The 21,241-nt window shown below is 36.9% G+C and carries 19 protein-coding genes; 12 read left to right on the top strand and 7 right to left on the bottom strand.

Translation table 11 applies throughout. The annotated features are described in order from the left end of the window. Nucleotides 1-190 precede the first annotated feature (190 nt). The 4 genes from OGI71_RS06915 (at nt 191) to OGI71_RS06900 (ending at nt 7,105) form a co-directional block, all read left to right on the top strand. A complete protein-coding gene (locus tag OGI71_RS06915; protein WP_282254658.1) occupies nt 191-1,252 on the top strand; it encodes a FecR family protein in 1,062 nt (353 codons plus the stop codon). A gap of 185 nt (nt 1,253-1,437) precedes the next feature. Further along, nucleotides 1,438-4,770 (top strand): TonB-dependent receptor, encoded by a 3,333-nt coding sequence (locus tag OGI71_RS06910; RefSeq protein WP_282254657.1) that lies wholly within the window; start codon nt 1,438-1,440, stop codon nt 4,768-4,770. A 3-nt stretch (nt 4,771-4,773) separates the two neighbouring features. Next, nucleotides 4,774-6,432, top strand: a complete 1,659-nt coding sequence (locus OGI71_RS06905; RefSeq protein ID WP_282254656.1) for a RagB/SusD family nutrient uptake outer membrane protein — start codon at nt 4,774-4,776, stop codon at nt 6,430-6,432. A 319-nt stretch (nt 6,433-6,751) separates the two neighbouring features. Beyond that, the gene (locus OGI71_RS06900; protein ID WP_282256135.1) at nt 6,752-7,105 is read left to right on the top strand and encodes a WG repeat-containing protein; all 354 of its coding nucleotides are present in this window, start codon (nt 6,752-6,754) and stop codon (nt 7,103-7,105) included. Between the two features lie 116 nt (nt 7,106-7,221). On the opposite strand, the gene OGI71_RS06895 is transcribed toward OGI71_RS06900, so the two are convergent. Continuing rightward, nucleotides 7,222-7,944 (bottom strand): MBL fold metallo-hydrolase, encoded by a 723-nt coding sequence (locus OGI71_RS06895; protein WP_282254655.1) that lies wholly within the window; start codon nt 7,942-7,944, stop codon nt 7,222-7,224. 154 nt (nt 7,945-8,098) lie between these two features. Continuing rightward, complete coding sequence (locus tag OGI71_RS06890; protein WP_282254654.1) at nt 8,099-8,437, bottom strand: helix-turn-helix domain-containing protein; 339 nt, start codon at nt 8,435-8,437, stop codon at nt 8,099-8,101. Nucleotides 8,438-8,538: 101 nt separating this feature from the next. On the opposite strand from OGI71_RS06890, the gene OGI71_RS06885 reads away from it, so the two are divergent. Continuing rightward, on the top strand, nt 8,539-9,285 hold the full coding sequence (locus OGI71_RS06885; protein ID WP_282254653.1) for an SDR family oxidoreductase: 747 nt from the start codon (nt 8,539-8,541) through the stop codon (nt 9,283-9,285). A 402-nt stretch (nt 9,286-9,687) separates the two neighbouring features. On the opposite strand, the gene OGI71_RS06880 is transcribed toward OGI71_RS06885, so the two are convergent. Further along, the gene (locus OGI71_RS06880) at nt 9,688-10,596 is read right to left on the bottom strand and encodes an SMP-30/gluconolactonase/LRE family protein (RefSeq protein WP_282254652.1); all 909 of its coding nucleotides are present in this window, start codon (nt 10,594-10,596) and stop codon (nt 9,688-9,690) included. A gap of 339 nt (nt 10,597-10,935) precedes the next feature. Between OGI71_RS06880 and OGI71_RS06875 the strand changes: the two genes are divergently transcribed. The 3 genes from OGI71_RS06875 (at nt 10,936) to OGI71_RS06865 (ending at nt 13,470) form a co-directional block, all read left to right on the top strand. Further along, entirely contained in the window at nt 10,936-11,838 is a 903-nt protein-coding gene (locus OGI71_RS06875; RefSeq protein WP_282254651.1) for an SDR family oxidoreductase, read from the top strand. Between the two features lie 38 nt (nt 11,839-11,876). Continuing rightward, nucleotides 11,877-12,794, top strand: coding sequence for an AraC family transcriptional regulator (locus OGI71_RS06870; RefSeq protein WP_282254650.1), 918 nt, complete (start codon nt 11,877-11,879; stop codon nt 12,792-12,794). A 520-nt stretch (nt 12,795-13,314) separates the two neighbouring features. Next, complete coding sequence (locus OGI71_RS06865; protein WP_282254649.1) at nt 13,315-13,470, top strand: hypothetical protein; 156 nt, start codon at nt 13,315-13,317, stop codon at nt 13,468-13,470. A gap of 122 nt (nt 13,471-13,592) precedes the next feature. On the opposite strand, the gene OGI71_RS06860 is transcribed toward OGI71_RS06865, so the two are convergent. Then, nucleotides 13,593-14,441, bottom strand: coding sequence for a DUF5694 domain-containing protein (locus tag OGI71_RS06860; protein WP_282254648.1), 849 nt, complete (start codon nt 14,439-14,441; stop codon nt 13,593-13,595). Between the two features lie 315 nt (nt 14,442-14,756). On the opposite strand from OGI71_RS06860, the gene OGI71_RS06855 reads away from it, so the two are divergent. The 3 genes from OGI71_RS06855 (at nt 14,757) to OGI71_RS06845 (ending at nt 17,111) form a co-directional block, all read left to right on the top strand. Further along, nucleotides 14,757-15,071, top strand: coding sequence for a hypothetical protein (locus OGI71_RS06855; protein WP_282254647.1), 315 nt, complete (start codon nt 14,757-14,759; stop codon nt 15,069-15,071). 335 nt (nt 15,072-15,406) lie between these two features. Further along, entirely contained in the window at nt 15,407-16,450 is a 1,044-nt protein-coding gene (locus OGI71_RS06850) for an SMI1/KNR4 family protein (protein WP_282254646.1), read from the top strand. A gap of 10 nt (nt 16,451-16,460) precedes the next feature. Then, nucleotides 16,461-17,111 carry a hypothetical protein gene (locus OGI71_RS06845; protein ID WP_282254645.1) on the top strand — a complete coding sequence of 217 codons (651 nt, stop codon included), beginning with the start codon at nt 16,461-16,463 and terminating at the stop codon, nt 17,109-17,111. Between the two features lie 174 nt (nt 17,112-17,285). On the opposite strand, the gene OGI71_RS06840 is transcribed toward OGI71_RS06845, so the two are convergent. The 3 genes from OGI71_RS06840 to OGI71_RS06830 form a co-directional block, all read right to left on the bottom strand. Continuing rightward, nucleotides 17,286-18,074, bottom strand: coding sequence for a DUF2711 family protein (locus OGI71_RS06840; protein ID WP_282254644.1), 789 nt, complete (start codon nt 18,072-18,074; stop codon nt 17,286-17,288). A gap of 311 nt (nt 18,075-18,385) precedes the next feature. After that, complete coding sequence (locus OGI71_RS06835; RefSeq protein ID WP_282254643.1) at nt 18,386-19,198, bottom strand: tetratricopeptide repeat protein; 813 nt, start codon at nt 19,196-19,198, stop codon at nt 18,386-18,388. Nucleotides 19,199-19,329: 131 nt separating this feature from the next. After that, nucleotides 19,330-19,884, bottom strand: a complete 555-nt coding sequence (locus tag OGI71_RS06830; RefSeq protein WP_282254642.1) for an SMI1/KNR4 family protein — start codon at nt 19,882-19,884, stop codon at nt 19,330-19,332. 639 nt (nt 19,885-20,523) lie between these two features. Here OGI71_RS06830 and OGI71_RS06825 point away from each other — a divergent pair. Then, a complete protein-coding gene (locus tag OGI71_RS06825; RefSeq protein ID WP_282254641.1) occupies nt 20,524-21,180 on the top strand; it encodes a CPBP family intramembrane glutamic endopeptidase in 657 nt (218 codons plus the stop codon). The last annotated feature ends 61 nt before the right edge of the window (nt 21,181-21,241 follow it).

The raw sequence follows: 21,241 nt of genomic DNA, 5'->3' as shown, positions 1-21,241 counted from the left end.
CTTTTTTGTAAATGTATTTTTTTTAACGTCTACGTCTAAAATGTTCATTATTGAGTTTTTTGCTTAAAAAACTTATGAATGAGGATGCCGGCATAAAAAAATAAAAAAAAAGTGGAAATAGGTGAGTATAAAATGATACGATTATACACTATAGTATATAGACCAACGAATTTATGCTTAAATATTAAGAATGGAAGTAGAAGATTACCTGAAAGACAACCAATTTATTAAATGGGTAAATGAATCGAATGAAGATCGAAGCAACTATTGGTCTGAATGGCTAGCTAATAATCCACAAGACGAGGACAATATGCTACGTGCGAAGGCTATAGTTGAAAGCCTAAATAAGTTTTATCAACCAACCAATCAGATTATTGATTTGAAGGATCAGATCTGGCAGCAGATCGAATCTACAGTGTCATCTCAATCCTATCATCCCAAGAGAATCATTTCGAGTCTTTGGTATAAATGGACTGCTGCAATAGTTTTTTTTATACTGTTTTATGGGAGTCTACTTTATATAAACAATAGAGATCGTAAATCAATTAATCTAGAATCGGAGAGTGGCTATAATGTTTACGTCAACAAGGGCAAGATCTCCAAAATTATTTTTCTACCTGACGGTACAAAAGCAAGCTTAGAACCAGGAGCAGTACTAAAACGCAAAACATTATTTAATGATAAAATAAGGAAAGTATCCGTTATTGGCCGCATATTTTTTGATGTGGCTAAAGATAGTACAAGAAGGTTTGTTGTTGAAACGCCGTTTTTTAATGTAAAAGTAGTAGGGACTAGTTTTTGGGTATTGGCAGACAAGCATACAGAGAAACAACAAGTGGCGGTAAAGAGTGGAAAGGTGGAGGTTGGTAGTATTCAAGAAATTGAAAGTAAGCCATATACGTTACTGCCTTCAGAAAGATTGACACTTAATTCCAGCACCGGGCGATTTGTAAAAGACAAATTTCAAAACGAATCTACCTATACTACACCACAAATGGCCAATGATATACTGGTATTCAGGAATGTATCACTTAGTTACGTATTAGATAGTCTTTCCAGTATGTATGATATCAAAATTCGATTTGATAGGGATCAATTAAATCAGTGTAAAGCAACCTTACCATTACCAAAAGGTTCTATCTATGATAAATTATTTATTATTTCCAGAACAACTGGGTTGCGCTACCAAATAGAAGAACAGACAATTGTTGTAGACGGCACTTGTAGTGGGAGTAGAGAAGAAATAAAATAATAATCAAATATATAAGCCTATGTAAAATTTCAAACTACTTACGAAATAAGACGACGATGCGGGAACATCGTCGTCCGAAAAAAGATCTATACACATTCAAGGCATGTGTACAGGCTTTCTATTGTATTTACTTCAACCACTAATTTATGAACAAAAAGATAAATAACCAATTACAAAGACTATTTATGAGACTATCTTTTGTAAATGCATTTTTAGTTAGTGCACTCATTGCCCAAGGAGCAACAAACACGCTTCTTGGCCAGGAGGTATTGAACAAAAAAGTAAACTTTACGGCACGGCAAGAAAGTCTATCTGTTATCTTAAGACGGATTGAATCCCTTGGAGGGGTGAAATTTAGCTACCTGTCATCTATAGTAGATAACCAATCAAAAACTTCTGTCGATGTCAAAGACCAAAGTTTGCAGGAACTTTTAGATGAACTATTGAAGCCACTTGATCTCAAGTACGAGATCTTCGGGAATCAGATTATCCTTAATAGGCTGGTCACAAATACAAATGCAATCTATTCTTTACAATTAATTCAAGGGGTTATCTTCAATGAAAAGGGTGAGCCAATAGCCGGAGCAACAGTTTCAGATAAAAAGAATCCTAAAACGGCCACTTCTACTTCTACTGATGGTAGCTTTACATTGAACGTTGAAATGGGAGCTACATTGATTGTTTCGGCTATCGGGTACGAACAACAAACTGTTGTGGTAGACCGATCAACTATGCAGGTCCGCCTTAAGGTTTCAGATAATGCCTTAGAAGAAGTTGTGGTGGTAGGTTATGGATCTCAAAAGAAATCTACTGTGACGGGATCAATTTCCAGCGTTTCAGGAGATGCTTTGAGGCAGATCCCGACCGCCAATATCACCAATGCCATAGCAGGCAATATCCCTGGAGTCATATCCACTACACCAAATGGCACTCCGGGTTCTGGGTCAAATCTTCAGATTCGCGGTATCACCACCCTTAATGACAATTCACCATTAGTTGTTGTAGATGGTGTGGTACGTTATGATGGATTTGGCAACATTGACTCTGACGAAATAGAGAGTATTACTGTACTTAAAGATGCGTCAGCAGCAAGTGTGTATGGTGCTAGAGCAGCAAATGGGGTTTTTCTGATCACCACCAAAAGAGGTAAAATGGGGAAACCTGTCATTACATATTCTGGCATGATCGGTAAACAGCAACCTACCAATTATCCCAAATTAATGTCAGCCTATCAATTTGCATCTTTAAGGAACAAGGCTTTGAAAAATATGAGTTATGATCCCGATAATCCAAATCACGCAGGGCTATTTTACTCCGAAGATCAGCTCACTGACTTTCAGTCACGCGGAGATAAAAATGTTTGGTATGATGCTACATTCAAAAAAAATAGCATGCAACATGATCAAAATGTTTCAGTCAATGGCGGCACAGAAGTAATCAAGTATTTTGCGTCAGTTGGTATTTTTGATCAGGATGGTATGTATGATAATATCAATTTTAAACGCTATAATTTCCGAAGTAATACCGATGCACGAATAAACAAAAATTTGGTGGTAAAACTGGGCTTTGAAGGTCGCCAGGAAAATAGCAATAATCCCGGATTTGATGCAGGATCTATTTTTGCGGCAGTCTTAAGACAAAATCCTACATATTCTATCCTCAATTCGGATGGTTCATATTTTAATACCACAGGAGAACATCCTGTAGCAATGTATGAGTCAACAGGATATAATCGTAATGTATGGAATGTATTTCAGGGTTCACTATCTTTTGAGCATAAGCTGTCTTTTATAACAGAAGGTTTGAGTCTAAACGGACTATATTCTATTTATAAAGACCGTCTATTCAATAAAACTTTCTTTACCCCTTATACAATGTACGATGTTAATGCTTCTGGTCAGGTGACGGGGACTAAGCTCGTTGGAAATCAAACTTCCCTTAATCAAAGGTACCAGGAAAGCGACCAACAGTTTTATAACCTTTCTGTCAACTATGACCACAACTTTGGCAAACATGAAGTTAGGGGAGTTTTGGTTTATGAAGAGTATAACTCTAAAGGGAATACATTTTTCGCTTACAGGCAGCAGTTTCTTTCCAACATCAAAGATGAACTATTTGCATCTGGGAATGAAAATCAGAACTTAGGTGGAAACGGAATAATTACGGATGCACGTCGCAGTGTGATCGGTCGGGTCAATTACAATTTTGCTGATCGTTATTTACTGGAAGGAGTATTCCGTTCAGACGGTTCTTATCGTTTCCCCATAAGAAGCCGCTGGGGATTTTTTCCAGCCATTTCTGCGGGTTGGGTAATGTCAGAGGAACCGTTTTTCAAGGATAGCCCAATAAATAATGTAGTGTCTTATCTTAAGTTTTTTGGTTCAACAGGTTTGACCGGAAACGATCGTGTGCAAGCGTTTCAATTTCTGGATAATTATAGTATTGTTTCGGCTTCTGGTCCAATTTTAGATGGCAGCTCTACACCGAGATTAAATTATGGAGTCTATCCAAATGCAACGATAACCTGGGAAAAACAGCAGAGTACCAATTTTGGGATTAATGCAGTGTTACTGAATTCAAAAATCAATTTAAATTTTGAATATTTTATTCGGAATACCAAAGACATCCTAATGGCTAGGGCCCTGTCTGTACCTTCTACATTTGGAAGAGATTTGCCCACTGAAAACTATGGTAAAATGAGCAATCGTGGCTGGGAAGCATCGCTTGGATATCGTGAGAAAATAGGTGCTGTCAATGCGAACTTTAATTTTAACATTAGCCATGTTGTAAATAAAGTAACGAAAATCGATGATCCAGTCACAGCTTTGGATTATCAGCGTCAATTAGGACGAGTTTATGGATTTAGATCGGGCTACGAGACCGATGGTATTTTCCGGACTCAAGAAGAGGCCGATGCATGGTTTGGAGGTCAACAATTTGGACAAAAGTCTTTAGCCGGGGATCTCAGATATGTTGACATCAATGGCAATGGACAAATTGATATCCAGGATCAAAAAGTGATTTCCAACTACAACAATACACCCCGGATGATGTTCGGGTTGTCGAGTACCTTAAGCTGGAAGCAGTTTGATCTTAACTTTTTGGTTCAAGGCGCCGCACAGCGTAATCTGATGATTCAGGGAACAGGCCGTGTGTTGTATGCTGGAGGAGGAGCCTCAGGCAACTTTGCCTATTTGGAAGACTCATGGACACCTGATAATATAAATGCTGAATATCCCATAGCTTGGACGGATGCAAGATCGATCAATAATAGAAATTCTACTTTTTGGCTTAAAGATGCAGGGTATGTCCGACTTAAAAGTGCTAGCCTTGGCTATACACTAGATAATACCTGGTTACACAAAAATGGCATTAGCAAAATAAGAGTCTATTTGTCCGGTTTCAACCTCCTGACCTGGAGTCAGATCAAACAATTTGACCCAGAGGTATCAGCGGGCAACGGACTATATTATCCGCAACAACAGAATTTTAATTTCGGTATTAACCTTACACTTTAAAAAATGGGACTATTTCAATCTAAAATATTCAAGTTTATTTTTGTGGTATGGACGATATTTTTGTTCCATTCCTGCAAGAGCGGTATGTTAGACCCCGCCAATCCAGGTGCTATCACTTCAGACGATGTTTGGAAAGATACCAAGTTAATCGAAGCTTATGTGGCTGGAATGTACCAAGATGTCCCTGGCTGGGATTATAATCTCTATAATAACATTACGGATGAAGCGCGCAGTAATTATCCTGGGCAAGCTCCAAACAACGTTTTGGTAGGCGAGTGGGATGAAACAAATTGTCCTATGGATAATTGGGCGGGTAGTTATCAACGCATCCGTCGAATCAATGAATTATTAGCACGTATCGATGGAAGTCCAGTACCCGCAGATCGCAAAAGTAGCATCAAGGGTGAAGCCTATTTTTTGCGAGCGTTGCATTATTTTGGACTAGCCAAGCGTTATGGTGGAGTTCCGATTATTAGCCAAGCGCAGACGTTATCCGAGGATTTGCTGGTAAAAAGAAATTCCATTAAAGAAACATTTGATTTTATTGTTGACGATCTTGAAAACGCCTATGCCATGTTGCCTACAGATGTCTCACCAAGCAAAGCTTCAAAATGGGCTGCAAAAGGGTTACAAGCGCGCGCCTTATTATTTGCGGCTAGTCCGTTGTTCAATACAACCAACGATCCTACCTTATGGTCAAAGTCAGCAGCGGCAAGCAAACTTATTATCGAAAGTGGGAAGTTTACATTACATCAAAATTTAAAGACACTTTGGCAGGTCGTCAATAAGGAGTCCCTGTTTGAGGTTCAGTACAAGATGCCGGAAAAATATCATGGTTTGGATGCTTTGGTCAAACCACTGCGACTTGCAAATAATGATGCAGGCCAATGTTCACCAACACAGGAACTTGTCGACGCATTCCCAATGGCAAATGGAAAGCGAATCACTGAAGCTGGTTCCGGCTATAACGCCCAAAATCCCTATGTTGGAAGAGATCAACGGTTTTATGCAGCTATCGCATACAATGGTAGTAAAATGAAAGGGACAACTTCAGGTCCGCCACTAAAGGAAATTACCTTAGAAACGTTTAAAGGAGGACAAGATTTCGATGCAAATCCAGCAACAAAAATTTATAATACCATCACGGGATACTATAGGATTAAATCAGTTAATCAGGAAAACACCCTCTATTCCTATGGTTATGGAAGCACGCAGCCCTGGATAGAGCTTCGATACGCAGAGGTCCTATTAAACTATGCCGAGGCGCAGAATGAGGCGCTTTCAAATCCCGATGCCTCCGTATATATAGCAATCAATACGATACGCAATCGTGCAGGCATCAGCTCCAATATTCCGCAGGGTAGCCTGACGAAAGAGCAAATGCGCGAACTGATTCGCAATGAGCGTTATGTAGAGCTTTGTTTTGAGGAAAAGCGATACTTTGACCTGAGACGTTGGAAAGTTGCTACTTCAGTATTACATGGAAAGAAAGGTACAGGTGTTTTTATTACTAAGAACGCGGACGGTACCTTTACCTTCCAATATTTAGCTATCGATCCCAATCCGATCGTATTTACGGAGAAAATGTATTTCATTCCGATTCCTTTTTCTGAAACCAGTAAAAATGCAAATCTGCTGCCCAATAATCCCGGTTGGCAATAAACTAATTCTGTAGGGAGCTTTTGTTCATCCCCCAGATGCAAAGCAAATGGGGGATAACATTAGCGTAAAAAAAATAACCTTTTTATAAATAGCGACATCGGGAGCTGTTCTGATAATTAATATAAGCCATGCATTGGTTATTCCTGTTCAATTTTCGAATACCACTTTTTTTAGTGAAGGCATTGCGGGCGTTGAAATAAATGATAAATGGGGCTTTATCAATACCAGCAGGAAAATAGTGGTACAGCCAGTGTACGATAAGATAGGACATTTTTTACAGGGACTGGCGGTAGTGGCTTAAAATGACCTTTATGGCTATATCAATTTAAAAGTCGAAGAAGTGATTAAGCTTCAATACGTAAATGCAAAAGCCTTTAAAAATGGGTTTGCGCAGGTGTGGGAGAAATATACTTTCAAAAAGTATACTAAAAATAACATTGGCAGGATCATCAATCTGAAAGGAGAAATAGTTACAGATGCCAAATATGATATAGATGATACTTTTTCGAATGGCTTGTTCAGCTTTTGGCTGCCAGAAGGAGAGTTGCTCCTTGGACTAATGAATACCAAGGGCCAAATGATCACACCGCCAATTCATAAAGAGATTTCAAGCTTTAACAATGGCTGTTATCAGGAGTTTTACCAGAATAACAGTTTGAGGGAGGGTGTATGACTGTGCTTTATCTATTTTTCAATCCACTGCGGTTAACAACGGCCCAGAATTGGCGGAAGGATTTTATGAGTATCTGAAATCCCATAAATCTTTGTGCAAAAAATAGGTATTAATTACTAGAGCGTAATTATTTCATTTTTCATATCATGATAAAGAAGGATTTTCCATTGTTCTTCTTTTGCTCTTTTCTTCCAAATGATTCGTTCTTCCATCGCTTTTTTGCCATCATAATCAGTTTTAAATGCTATTTGATAGTTCAAATATCCCATTTGAGGAAGATTGTCTGCACCATAAAAAGCTGTCTCTCCGTTTTCCTTAATCCAGAAAACCTGATGATAAGGAGTATGTCCGCCGGTAACTTCGAAATCACATTCTGAAGTAATACTTCCTTTATCAGAATCCATCCAGACAATATTGGCATGCTCAACCATGAACTTCAAAACATCCAGATCAAAGGAAGGACTCCCATCTTTTGAAAGCGCAAAATCATATTCACGCTTTTGTATATAAACCTCAGCATTTGGGAAATTAAGCGACCAATCATTTTCTGCGCTATTCACCAGTCCGCTAATGTGGTCTTTGTGCAAATGAGAAAGCATGACTAGCTTTACATCTTCTGGTTGAAAACCTGCTTTTATTATGTTATTATGAATTTTTGGAATTCCGTTTTCCATCCAGCCTAATCCTGCATCTAACAATACTAGATTACCAGATGTTTCAATAAGGAAAGGCTGCACCGCCATTTTTAAGTTTTTACCGTTATCTGTATCCTCCAGATAAGTGAAATTTTTGTTCTTATCAACACTGAAATCACCGTCTTTTAAAGGATATATATTCATTTTTGTTATTATTTAATTTCAGTTATTCTACTGATGGATAAAACATAGGATAACAAAACTACGCATCCCAAAAGTAAAATATGGAAAATTCTCATTTTATCACATTACTTACGGCTTCCCGTTTAGATATAGACGAATTTTAATGGTCTGCGTACTAAATCTTATCCTCCACAATTATTCTTCGATGTTCTCTACCCCAGTTTATCATTTCCGAAATAATATTCCCGAAAGTCCTGCAATATTCAGTGGGTTCATATTCAATTAAAACAGGAATTTCGGGATAAACAGTACGTTTAACCAACTTGTTTAACTCCATGTCTTTCAGTTCTTTTGAAAGCATTCTAGTGGTAATGCCAGGGATACTTCTTTCAATTTCGCGAAAACGTCGGTTGCCATTGCAAAGCGAATTAATGACAGGAATTCTCCATTTTCCTCCGATGAAATAAAGGGTATCCTGCAAAGCTCTAAGTTCTTCTGTCTGATCTCTTTCCATATTGCAAAGTTAAATGATATAATTGATGATACTGATATACGCTGTGATACTGGTAACAAAAGTATATCATTCCCTTATAACTTTGTAAAAAAATTAAAGAAATGAAAAAGTTGAATAACAAATTAGCCATCGTAACAGGTGGAAACAGCGGAATAGGGTATGCCACCGCAAAAGAGTTAATCGCCGAAGGAGCAAGAGTAATTATCACCGGCAGGCGAAAAGAAGCCATTGAAAAGGCTGCTGAAGAGTTAGGAGCTATTTCTTTTGTGGCGGATCAGGGAAAATTGGATGACATTGATAATTTCAAAACCGAAGTTGAAAAGCAATTCGGAAAAGTTGACATCCTGTTTATTAATGCAGGAATCACCGGAACCTTAGGTTCGATTGAGACTATGAGTAACGAAAATTTTGACAAGGTCATGGGTATTAATTTCAGAGGAGCTTATTTTACCTTAAGCAAATTTATCCCCCTGTTGAACGATGGTGCTTCAGTAGTGTTTCTTTCCTCCAACGTCGCGACGACTTCTAAACCAAATAGTTCGATTTACCAGGCAAGCAAAGCAGCGTTGAATTCCATTGCAAAAACCGCTGCTGCAGAATTGGCACCAAGGAAAATCAGAGTAAATTTAGTAAGTCCGGGGCCTACAAAAACGGAAATTATGACCAAAGCGGGATTGGATGAAAAAACATTAGAAGGTCTTGATGAATGGTTAATCAGCGAAATCCCTTTACAAAAAATGGGAACTGCGGAAGATGTTGCCAAAGCTGTTATTTACCTGTCAGATAACAATGTGGCAAGCTTCATGACCGGAACGGAAATCCTTATCGACGGCGGCATGGTTTTATAATTCGGGCTTTATTTTTTGGAATATGAATGCTGGAAGCCTGAAAAACTTCCAGCATCTTGGTAAGTGTATAACTTTTCATCGTCAAATATGTTGTCCATAAGATATCGGTTAAGTATGAATAGCCTTTGTTTCAAATCTCATATATGTAATTTTATAGAGATCTGAAAATTGGAGAAGAGCTAGATCTTGCCTCCCTTGGAGAAAGTCCTAGCAAATGATGATGTTCTAATGGAATATCATGATAATACACAGCTTACTCATCCTACGATTATTTATTTTTCTGCAAGGGGTAGAACTATGTTAAAATCGTCTCTCTTTTGATGTAGTCAAATGCGAAACTGTTCATATAGTCAGAAGAGCTTACTAAATTGCCGTTTACGCCAACTGCTGAAGACAGACAATTTAATCAACTCCTTTTGTACGCATGGGGAGGCAATAAATCGCTGTTGAAGCTGTGATAAATAGATCAGTTCGATCTTTGCCACCAAAACAAACATTCGATGTCCATGGTTCTTTTACCTCAATATGTCCTATCAGTACGCCTATCGGACTATAGATAGAAACACCTTTCCCCGTAAGGTAAATATTTCCCTGATTGTCTAATGTCATCCCATCTGAACCTTGGTCGATGACCGCCTTCTGCCCGCTAAGCTTACCGCTAGATTCAATGGTATAACTGTAAGTTTTATTTCGCACCCTATCCGCTATATATAGGTATTTTCCATCAGGCGATCCTACAATGCCATTAGGCTTAGCTACATCATCAGCCACTACAATTGGCTTTTTACCTTTTCCCGGAGGGAGGTAATAAACTTTCTGCCCTTCTATCTCTGGTTTTTTTCTAGTCCAGTAGTCACGCTGATAATAGGGATCTGTAAAATAGATACCTCCTTTCTTATCTGCCCAAAGATCATTTGGACCATTCAGTTTCCTGCCATCTACATCTGACAGCAGGACCGTAACTTTGCCATCATTGCTTATCGACCAAATTTCGTTTTTTTCGTCTGCGCAGGCAAGTAGCTGACCGCGATTGTTAAAGTACAGTCCATTTGCACGGCCGGCTGAATCTTTAAAAAGAGAAAGATGACCTTCCGTGTTGTATTTCCAGATTTTGTTATTGGGCTGGTCAGTAAAATAGATATTCCCATCCTTGTCCACTGCCGGTCCTTCTGTAAAGGCAAACTGCCGAGATATCAATTTCAGGCTGTCCTGATTAAACAATTGCGCCCTTACATCTAAGCCCCTTAATGAGAAGAGTAATATTAGCAAGAATGCCGGATAGTACTTACTGGAATTAATTAAATGTAGCATAGTAAAAGTAATTAACTAAATTATTGTTTTTCCAAAAAAATTCAAGGAATGGTATTTAAGTATGGATAGTCTCTATTTCAAGCCTAATATATATAATTTTATAAAGACCTGAAAATATTACCTCTAGCCGTCTTCATTAATTGATGCATATCGCTATTCTGAGTTTGATTTCCGCCGCATACCGCTGATGCCGACACAGAGATTGATGAACTACCTGGTAGTTTTGTTGATGAACTGCCAGTCTTATGTGTTATGATAGATCTGGCTACAATAAAGTCACTTTTGGCTACATTTTTTAGACCCTCAAGCCTGAACTTTGCTTTATAAATAAAATTCAACATGAAAGTATTTGTTACAGGCGCTACAGGTTTCGTCGGAACAGCTGTAGTACAGGAATTATTGAGTGCCGGTTATCAGGTTTTGGGACTGGCAAGATCGGAAGAATCAGTAAAGAAATTAATTGAGGCAGGAGCAGAGGCCCACCGCGGCGATCTGACAGATTTTGAAAGCTTAAAGTCAGGAGCCAGACTTTCTGACGCTGTTATCCATCTGGGATTTGTACACGATTTTGGGCGTTTTCAGGAAATGTGCATTTTAGATGGTGAGGTGATCGGAGTTATCGGTGATGCGCTGAGCGGAACTGAAAAACCCTTTCTGATCACTTCTGGCACTGCGCTGTTTTCAAAAGATGGAATTACTACCGAGAAAGATTGCCGTGTTAATCACCCGCATCCAAGGATTGCTACCGAAAATGCAGCAGACGAACAGGTTGCCAGAGGCATCAATGTTGCCGTTATCAGATTATCACCTTCCGTGCACGGTGATGGCGATAAAATAGGTTTTGTTCCATTGTTCATAAAAATAGCAAGGGAAAAAGGTATTTCAGCCATCATCAATGATGGAAATAACCACTGGCCAGCTGTTCACCGTTTGGATGCTGCAAGGCTTTACCGTTTGGCTTTGGAAAAACCATTTGAAAAAGGAACCAGATATCATGCTGTAGCCGAAGAGGGGATTCAGCTCAAAAAGGTGGCTGCTGAGATTGCCGAACGTCTCAATATACCTTTAGCTTCCTTAACCTCTCAGGACGCCGAACAGCACTTTTCCTGGTTTACACATTTTGCAAAGCTGGATAATCAAAGCTCTGGTGCGCAGACAAAGAAAGCTTTGGACTGGAACCCGATTCATCCAACTTTACTGGAAGATTTAAAAGGTCCGTATTATTTTTCTGAGCATCAATAATTTGTATTTTTGTATTTATACGTTTAATCCGTAACATCATGTCCTATAGCAAACCGTTAAGATTAAAGACTATTTCCGAGTTCCATAAGCTACGAGGATTGCCGACGCCAAAGCATCCGCTGATCAGCGTGATCAATTTTGAAGATATGACCGAGCATACCAAGGTCGGAAAACAGAGCCTGCTGTTCGATTTTTATATGATTTCGGTAAAACGTGATATGGACCACAAGTACGGGTACGGGCAGAAGGATTATGATTTTGATGAAGGTGTGATGTTTTGTATGGCACCGCACCAGGTTTTAAGTGTAATACGTGAAGAACAGGGCAAAAATCCCTCCGGATGGATGCTGATGATCCATCCGGATTTTCTCTGGAATACCCCGCTGTCCAAATCGATTAAAAAATATGAGTTCTTTGATTATTCGGTGAATGAAGCCCTGTTTCTATCTGAGGACGAGGAACTGAAAATGCAGCAGATTATCGAAAACATCAAGCAGGAATATCAGAACAATATAGATCAGTTCAGCCAGGACATTATTGTCTCGCAATTGGAGACACTGCTAAATTATTCGCAACGATTTTATCAACGCCAGTTTATAACACGCAAGAAAGCTAGTCATCAGTTTTTGGAAACGCTGGAGATCTTTCTTAATGAATATTTTGAAGGAGAATATATCCTACGGAATGGGTTGCCGACGGTACAGCTGCTGTCAGAAAAGCTAAATATGTCAACCCAATATATGCGGGGTTTGCTCAAATCGCTGACAGGGCAAACCACGCAACAGATCATCCACGAGAAGGTAATCGAAAAAGCCAAAGAGAGGCTTTCTACAACGGAACTTACCATAAGTGTGATCGCTTACGAGCTAGGCTTTGAACACTCTCAATCATTCAACAAACTATTTAAGGCCAAAACCAATATTTCCCCTATGGAATTTCGTAAATCCTTTAATTGAAAAATTGGCGGACTGAATATCTCACGAACAAATGGATAATAGGATTTTTATCATTTGCGGTAGTACTAGAACTTGCATTTATGGATATGATCAAGTCCATCTCAAAGATGTTTGGGACTTTTTACCATGGACGGCCCTTACAAACATTTTTAACGCGCGGCAATTCGTTACATGGGATCGTGCTAAGGTAGATGCGCCTTTCTTCATAATGTCTTTTGGAGAGGATTACAATTATGCCATATATGAGAACAAAGAATGGTGAAATCGGTGGATGAATCTATTTTTTATGAAATGGCAAGGTGATTTTGCGTATCAGCCAAAGACTGCCGAAGTAAAAGTTTTTAAAGGAAAGTAGGGAAAGATTATATGCTCAACAAAACCTATTCTAAAAATGAAAAAAACGACGTAAGGCAAATCGACTAAAGTAGGCAAGTTTATTTATCTTGACTGGCGGACTGACTATGTTAAGGCTAATCAACTGTTGAACAGTTATTTTAAGGATTACGACCTATTATTTCCAATGCAGCAAGAACAACTGATGGAAACTATTTACGGAGAACAAGGCATCAAAAACGGCTATTTTGATGGACTTGCGCTGGAATACGTCTATGAAGCTTGTGTGGAATTGAATAAACTGGGCTGTGATATTATTTTACCAGGCATTACAGAGCTTTAATATTTCCCGGGTTACTACTCAATCTTAAGAGTAGAAAGGCACGTAACTCCATGGTGAAGTTAAAACTATAGATGATTTCACCATGGAAGAAGTTTAAAATTGTAAACACTGATTTCCTAATTTCAATTGAGGACTTTTGTTAGATCTACCAATTCAAAGCTTTTATCAACCTCAAAAAATGTTCTAAACATTGCAGCATGCCCGGTCCCAACCAAAATAAAGATGGTTTTGGTGCCAGGTTTTATTTGATTTTGAATATTGGCGTACATGATTAAATTTCTTTTATACCAGTCGGTAACGAGTCTAGCACCAAAATAATCCTGCCCGATCATAATTTTGTTTGCGAATGAAAAATAAAAGCCAATATTGTTGTCCAATTTCGATTTTTCATTCATGCATAAAAAAATTTGAGTCAAATTCTTTCCTTCCAAACAGTTATCCGATAATGATAATTTTAGTTCATCAAATTCTTTTTTTAGGGTAGGATTGGAATTAATCTCTTTCATCAAAATATCGAATCTCATTTCTATCAGGCTATCAATGGGATATAATTCCTGATGTTTCAATTTTTTTGCCAATCGAAATCCCAGTTGGGCCGTTTCACCTTCCTTAAAAAATCTTTTCATCCTTTTGTTTTTTATTGTATCGGTGAACTCGTGATATTGATTCTTTAAATATGTCTGGTAATTTGCATCCAATTGTTTCTTTTCATTAAAATTGCTTTCAACAAATATCTGGTCAGGTTTATAATCAGATGAATAAATTTTTTCCACTATATTATCCAAATCCTGCTGATTTTCTTTAGATAATATATTTCTATCCTGTGTTTTAATGATATCGTTTCCGGGATTATTGAAATGATAGGTTCCCAATAAAATAACTTTTATTTTCTGCTGAGCGGAGACAGAAAAAAATTGAAAAAGGACCAAGAAAATGATTGTGAAAATTTTAGTGAAATTAGAATTTCGCATAATTAGTGTTATAAATTAAATAATTCACGAATTTAATAAATAAGAATTGATAACACAAAGCCTTTAATCTACATAGTAAACCCAGTGATATACCTGGATCGCAAAGGCGTTTTTTTAAGGAGATGCCCAGCAATGTTGTTTAGTAATCGCCATTGACATAACGAATAATCACCTACCTGCTACGAATACCAAATGATCAACCACGGATAATTAATCATTATATGATTAATTATTGTTGTTTTTACTTTTACTGTCGTAGAATAAAGGCATGCTTCAAAATCATGCGATGGTTTAACACAAATAAATAACAAAACAATGAAAAAAATAATGATGAGTCTGGTAGCCCTTGTGATACTATCATCCGCTGCCTCGGCTAAGACAACGGAAAATGCGTCCCACAAAAATGCTACGGTAAAAACAAGTACTTATCGCCTTCCCAAAACAAACACTATTGCGAAGGTTACCGAAGAGGCAACTGAAATGAAGAACGGACTTACACGCTGTCGCTTTGTATTGACCTTATTAAGTTATGATGATCTTAGTGTGGTAGGCACAATTGTTTCAGAGACCTATACAAATGGCAGTTGTGGAGATTTTTTCAGGGCCTGTAGGGCAAATGCCGGTGTTTAATTCCAGTCGACACCTGTCCACCTTGTGATTGTGGCGGCTCTTTAGAAGTTAAATAAAGTGCGTATTGAAGCGGGGAGGATACACTCCCCAATTTTCCCAAACTAAATAGCGTGCATAAATATTATGTTATCTCCACACTTGGATTAGAGAAATTTTGGAAAAATCCTAAATTTGACCTTTATAATATTCATAGAGAGCGAATTTCTGGATAAAGCAAATGAATTAGCTGCCTAGAAATCAAATTCAAAAAATCCTATACAAATTATCTTTAAAGACGACGAGACAGATATAATTTACAACTTATAAAAAATCTCCCAAAGTTTGATAGTAATTTTATGACAGACAAAAACTTACAAAAATTAAGACAACAAATAGTTGATGAAACAGATGGGGGTAAATTTTCCAAACTGGCAGAAAAATTATTGAAAAAATATTCATCAACTGACAGAGAATATGTTTTGAATATCTTAACAGATTACGCAAGGAATGGACAAATTTTGCATTGGCGAAATTTTCTACTGACTGATATTATAGAACTTGTAAACGAAGATGAAGCTAACTACGCTGACTTTTTCGAATGGTGCATCACTCAGTCTGAATTAACGTATTGGGGCATTGACGGACTATTAAAAACCAGCGGCAAAAAATCACTTCCGGCGCTAATCGAAATTCTAAAAAACGAAAGTTTTAATACTTCAATCCGTGCAAAAGCAATTAAAAGTATCTCATTATTTAGTAAACAACCTTTTGACCGAGAACTACCTAAAGATCCAGGACATTGGAAAGTAGCAGATTTAAGAATAGAAGAAATAGAAATCTGGCAGAAAAACGGCTTTCAAGACGGTGGTGGCTATCCTAAACCGAAAACGCATATTTCGCTAGAAAACACAAAAACAGAACTTGAAAAAATTGCTTCAAAACTTAACAAAAAACTCGAAGCACAAAGAGCTAAAAACCTAGACTTATCAAACCCGACAAACTGGCTCGTTATTGCAGGCGAAACCGACATTTTAAACATAGAGAAAAAATGGAAATTACCGGAAAATTATTTGTTGTTCCTTAAACACTTCTCGCCTTTAAACGTATTTATTGACAACGAAAAATACTTTCAAGGTTTACATTTGTATGGAGCTTCTGACCTGATAAATAGACAGGAAGGCTATTCATTTAATTCGGTAACTAACAAGTCAATTGAGGATTGGCCAAATAATTTTGTTGTAATTGCAGATGCAGGAGCTGACCCGTATTGCATAGACATTAATGAAATAACAGAAAATGATGCACCAATTTATACAAGTATACACGGGAGTGGTGAGTGGGAATTTGAATTATATGCAGACAACTTCCTAACCTTTTTAAAAGAAATTGCGGAAAAATAATATTGACACTATGGATACAACAGAATTCGACCATTTACCTGATGAACTTAAGGAAAAAATTATAAAATCCAGACAGGCTTTTCTTCAAGCACGAGAAATCAGCGATAAGATTTCGGGCTCATTTCATATTTGTAATCTGAGTGTTTCTGCTACAGCAGACCATGCGATTTCAATAAGTGGCATCACTGACAATGAGGACGAAAAAATTGCTGTCCAAAATTTTGTATTACAAATGGAAAATGTTTCAAGTGTCTTCAATGGAATTGAAGTTCACTCAAATCCTACAGCGCTAAGCTTGGTTGCCAATGGAAAGGAGTTTATCGTTACTAAGTTGGCAGAATTGAAAACTGTGGTTGCACAGTTTAATGAAACCACATTTGTTGAATATACCCTTAGCGGACATGATGAAACTACAATTATATTATTGAGAAATTCAACTCATTCATTTGCAATATATCTCCGATTCAATGGCGATGCAGGTTGCACTACGCATAATCCAAAAGGGACAACTATTGAAATGAAAGACTTTATGTTGACAACTGGACAAAGGGATGAGTACCCTACGGCATTGCTTGTTGATAATAAAGATGGTTTAGAAATACTGCAATTTTACTTATTAGCAGGAGGAATGTATCCCGGGATTGAATGGCGAGAAGAATAATTATTATGGAAATAGATCTTGCATCAGGTTTGCTGATCGACAGCTTGAACTGGCTGATAACAAATTCAGGACATTAGTTGATATTGTAAAGGTTTTGAGCTATATACTCAAGAATGAATATCAAACGATAGGGCAGGCATAGACCTTTTTTCGGATTATAACTTTATTTTATATCTAAGTGGTGTATTCCCAATAATGATCTGTATCGTCATTACAGAGAAAACCTTCAAACAAATTGCTTGCGATAAGCTGGTCTATTTTATTTTGATCAGTTGCAATTAAAAAGAAGAAGCTATCCCACTCAATGGTAAACAGAGCTTCTTTATCAGCCGAGTATAGGTAATAATCTTTACCGCCAATCTCATCGCAGAATTCATATTCGGTTAATTGATCAAGATCCACAGTTGTGGTATTTTCATAAAACTCGTCCGTTATCATGATCTGATTCTTTCCCATGAGTTTGAAAGCTTTATGGATAGTTATCTTTGAAAGCATACCAAACGACCCTTCAGTCGGGTGGTAGATACTTTCGCTGTCTGTATAATTGTTAAGCTGCTCCATGAGCTCCGGTCTAGTAAAATTTCGGTTTAGCGCACCTATTGAAGTCCTTAGAGCTGTATTAAGTTCCGCATAGCACGTCAGGGTTGAGCCATTCACGATATTTTTCCAAGGTATTGCTTTAGCTCCCCTAAAAATTTCTTCATCGGCAGGATATCGTTCATTGTCGTAACTATAGATATCCCTATTCGCCTCGGGAAGGTTTTTTAAAAAATCAATTTTCTTCAACGCTTCTTCATGAGATAGTAGCTTAGACTTTTTTAGATTAGTTTTATCAGTTTCCTCTCTGTCAAGTTGAAAGAAGGGGAGCAATGCGATGAAAACGGCGTCATAATGGTCTTTGAAATGCTCTTTTATTGCCCCTTGGTAGGGGTATAACTTTTCATCGTCAAATATGTTTCCCATAAGATATTGATTAAATATGAATAGCCTTTATTTCAAATCCAATATATGTAATTTCGGAGAGATCTGAAAATTGGAAATAGGCGTCACAACTTCGAACGAAATATGCGCAGAAGAATTACGAACAATTCAATGATGAGAAGTGATGTCGTGTGGATACAGTTGTCAATTTATAGGATATAGATCGTAAAAAATAAGAGGAGTTCACTTGGCATTGTCACAAATGATTATTACGATTATAGATATCCACGAAATTTCAGAATATAATACTCATCTATTTCAATGTATTGAAAGGATCTTTATAAGTCACACAGTTAATCCTCTACGTAATTTGGTATGGTCCATTTTGCCATATGCCAATTTACCTGATATGGATATGGTTCATAAAATGAATCATCTTCCGTTATCGTAAATCCCTGTTCAAAATTTGTTTTGGCTTCTCTCATTATCGTTTCTGCATTGACGATATCTTTTTTTTGTAATAGACATAGTCCCTTGTAATATTTGGCGTCAGAAAAATTGGAATAGTCAGCCATAGATTTGTCAAAATATAAAATAGCCTTGTCATAATCCCTTAATTCATATTGGATGATTCCCATATAAAATAATTCCAAAAAGTGGATCCAATTCTCTCCGCGCTCTTTTATAGTTTTTTCGAAGTCTCTTTCCAAAATTTGCTCCGCTTTAGCAAAATCGTTCTGTTGCAAGCGACACAGTGAAATGTAAAACTGATAAGAATGATCGTTTTGATAACCGTACCCAAACTCTTTTTCGGCCGTTTCCATATCCACAATAGCGCTTTTATAGTCTTTTTGAAAGATACATTTTAAATAACCTCTTCTTCCAAGATAGCTTTCACGGTCATAGATAACGGCTTTATTATAGCATTGTAATGCCAGATCATATTTCTTCATTTTCCAATAAGGAAGAGCCTTACTTTGCCATAATATAGCAATTGTCGAATCCTTTTGAATTCCTTTGTTAATATTATCTTCCCATCCCTGTAAGGTATAATGATATCTGTAAGCACCGTTCTTTAGATATTTTTCTATAGTGATTTCCTGTTTGGTCTGACTGCAACCAGATGAAAACACGAGTAAAGATAGGAGCAAGGAAAGTAATTTCATTTTTTTATTTATTGAATATAGGACGCTTACTAATATAGTATGTAAATTTTGGTATTGAAATACAATTGATTACAGAGTTTATAAAATCTTAAGTAACATTGCTTTGTATTATTGGTGAGATCTTTTTCTGGTTATTTCAATATAAATTTTTGGGGATAATTGTCAATTTTTTCAACTTTAAAATATTCGTCAAATTCTTCCATTTGTTTGGTTTCATAAAAGTCGATTATTTTTCCAAAAAACATCTCAAGTGTCGGTGCAATTACATTTCGGTCGTTGTCGGCGTGCCAAAATTCTATTAATTGTCCTTTTTGTTCAGTGAAAATTCCTTTCAAGTCGAAGCAAATACTGTCGCCACCTCCATTTTGAAAAATTGGTATCCAGTTTTCGTTCCACCAATTTTCGATTTCGAAATCAAACCCAATCATTGGTGTAAGTTCGGAAGCGTCATAAAGTGCTTGATGCAAAGGAATAAAACAAGAATTGTTTACAAAAGGTTCATAACAGTTCGGTTGTTGTCCGTTCTTCCATTTGTATAGTATTCGTAAATCCTTTGGTATTTTAATCTTATAATATTCTTCTAATTTGTTTAATTGAGAATTGTCCAAAGGCTCATTAAGCTGTCGATAAAATTCAGGTCTTAATGTCGATAAATAGTTGTCTAATTTTTGAATTATTTCGTCCATTCGTGTAGTCTGTATTTCAGTTCTGTAGCATTACTTGCTAACTTAATTTATATGCGAAATAAACTTTCGTATATATACCATTTTAAGATGTGTTGGCGAACTTTATTCCAATTTTTCAAATGTAAAAATATTGGGCATTGCAAAACAAGCAGTTTACAATTCGCTGGGTTTGGTTTAAAATTCGTTAAAAAATATTTGATTTGTGTAATCTCACCCTAGCTACCGTGAGATTACATACTGACGGGAACATATAACCTTAAAAAACTGTTCAGCGATATTAACATAAACGGGAATGAGATGATCAGTAACCATAGGAAGAATGATGATCGTTAATGTAATACAAAGCAATGTGGGAAAAAAACAAAAGAGAAAAGCAGGGGGAGGGGCTACTGTTATTAAAATGAAATTGATAGGTCTTCATTTCTGTCCAACAAGTTTGTTAAAATATGATTTCAATCAATAAGGAAATCATATTATCTCTTTGGAAAAAGTGAATATAAAGAACTTAGTCATGCAAAAGACAATTTCAAAAGCCAGCAAAAATACAAATAGCCCATAAATTGTATAACTTTATTTTATCAAAATTGGTAACTGTTCAAAAATCTGCACATTAAATAAAACATTTCATTTTACCAGCTTATGGAGAAAAAGATAGTTTCAGCAATTGGAAAACTAGGATTTGTTGTATTTCTTGTTATATTTCCGCACTTTGTACCATTACCTTTTTATTCTTATGCTCTTGTTTGTTTTGGAGCAATTTTCCTGATGCTAAGAAAAGAAGGAAAGACCTTTAGGGATATTGGGCTTATAAAGGGAAAATTTACTTCAAGAGCAATTATCTTAGGAGTTTTTACAGGATTAACCTGGGTTGCTTTTATGCAATTCGTATATATTCCAAGTATTAAATACTTTTTTGAAGTTTCAGATTATACGGAATATAATTTTATCAAAAGCAATATGACTATGCTGATAATGACGGTATTCGCAGCTATCGTTATTGGCGGATTTTATGAAGAGATCGTATTTCGTGGCTATATACAAAGCGTGTTTGAGAAGAGGATTTTTAAAGGTTTCAATCCTTTAATCAGTATGCTTTTAACAAGTTTACTTTTTGGTATTTACCATGTGCAGCAAGACATCTTCGCAGTTATAGCGGCATTTATGGGAGGGATGTATTGGGCTATTTTATCTAAGAAGTTTGGCAACCTTTGGATTCCTATAATTTCCCATGCGTTATTTGACACTGTTACACTTATCCTTATTTATAAAGGTGCATTTGGAGCTATCACGTATTGATCTATTCGTGTTAAAGAGCTATCATGACCACGTAGATTTAAAACTGTAATTCGGAATAATG

Origin of the sequence: Sphingobacterium sp. ML3W (genome assembly GCF_029542085.1) — a bacterium.
GTDB lineage: Bacteria > Bacteroidota > Bacteroidia > Sphingobacteriales > Sphingobacteriaceae > Sphingobacterium.
This window is presented reverse-complemented; position numbering and strand designations above follow the sequence as displayed.

Excerpts from the sequence above, each read along its gene's own strand:
- OGI71_RS06855 (WP_282254647.1), top strand. The coding sequence starts at position 14,757 with ATGAAAAAAATAATGATGAGTCTGGTAGCCCTTGTGATACTATCATCC.
- OGI71_RS06860 (WP_282254648.1), bottom strand. The coding sequence starts at position 14,441 with ATGCGAAATTCTAATTTCACTAAAATTTTCACAATCATTTTCTTGGTC.
- OGI71_RS06880 (WP_282254652.1), bottom strand. The coding sequence starts at position 10,596 with ATGCTACATTTAATTAATTCCAGTAAGTACTATCCGGCATTCTTGCTA.
- OGI71_RS06830 (WP_282254642.1), bottom strand. The coding sequence starts at position 19,884 with ATGGACGAAATAATTCAAAAATTAGACAACTATTTATCGACATTAAGA.
- OGI71_RS06850 (WP_282254646.1), top strand. The coding sequence starts at position 15,407 with ATGACAGACAAAAACTTACAAAAATTAAGACAACAAATAGTTGATGAA.
- OGI71_RS06910 (WP_282254657.1), top strand. The coding sequence starts at position 1,438 with ATGAGACTATCTTTTGTAAATGCATTTTTAGTTAGTGCACTCATTGCC.
- OGI71_RS06895 (WP_282254655.1), bottom strand. The coding sequence starts at position 7,944 with ATGAATATATATCCTTTAAAAGACGGTGATTTCAGTGTTGATAAGAAC.
- OGI71_RS06905 (WP_282254656.1), top strand. The coding sequence starts at position 4,774 with ATGGGACTATTTCAATCTAAAATATTCAAGTTTATTTTTGTGGTATGG.
- OGI71_RS06870 (WP_282254650.1), top strand. The coding sequence starts at position 11,877 with ATGTCCTATAGCAAACCGTTAAGATTAAAGACTATTTCCGAGTTCCAT.
- OGI71_RS06825 (WP_282254641.1), top strand. The coding sequence starts at position 20,524 with ATGGAGAAAAAGATAGTTTCAGCAATTGGAAAACTAGGATTTGTTGTA.
- OGI71_RS06865 (WP_282254649.1), top strand. The coding sequence starts at position 13,315 with ATGCAGCAAGAACAACTGATGGAAACTATTTACGGAGAACAAGGCATC.
- OGI71_RS06875 (WP_282254651.1), top strand. The coding sequence starts at position 10,936 with ATGAAAGTATTTGTTACAGGCGCTACAGGTTTCGTCGGAACAGCTGTA.
- OGI71_RS06835 (WP_282254643.1), bottom strand. The coding sequence starts at position 19,198 with ATGAAATTACTTTCCTTGCTCCTATCTTTACTCGTGTTTTCATCTGGT.
- OGI71_RS06890 (WP_282254654.1), bottom strand. The coding sequence starts at position 8,437 with ATGGAAAGAGATCAGACAGAAGAACTTAGAGCTTTGCAGGATACCCTT.
- OGI71_RS06885 (WP_282254653.1), top strand. The coding sequence starts at position 8,539 with ATGAAAAAGTTGAATAACAAATTAGCCATCGTAACAGGTGGAAACAGC.
- OGI71_RS06915 (WP_282254658.1), top strand. The coding sequence starts at position 191 with ATGGAAGTAGAAGATTACCTGAAAGACAACCAATTTATTAAATGGGTA.
- OGI71_RS06840 (WP_282254644.1), bottom strand. The coding sequence starts at position 18,074 with ATGGGAAACATATTTGACGATGAAAAGTTATACCCCTACCAAGGGGCA.
- OGI71_RS06845 (WP_282254645.1), top strand. The coding sequence starts at position 16,461 with ATGGATACAACAGAATTCGACCATTTACCTGATGAACTTAAGGAAAAA.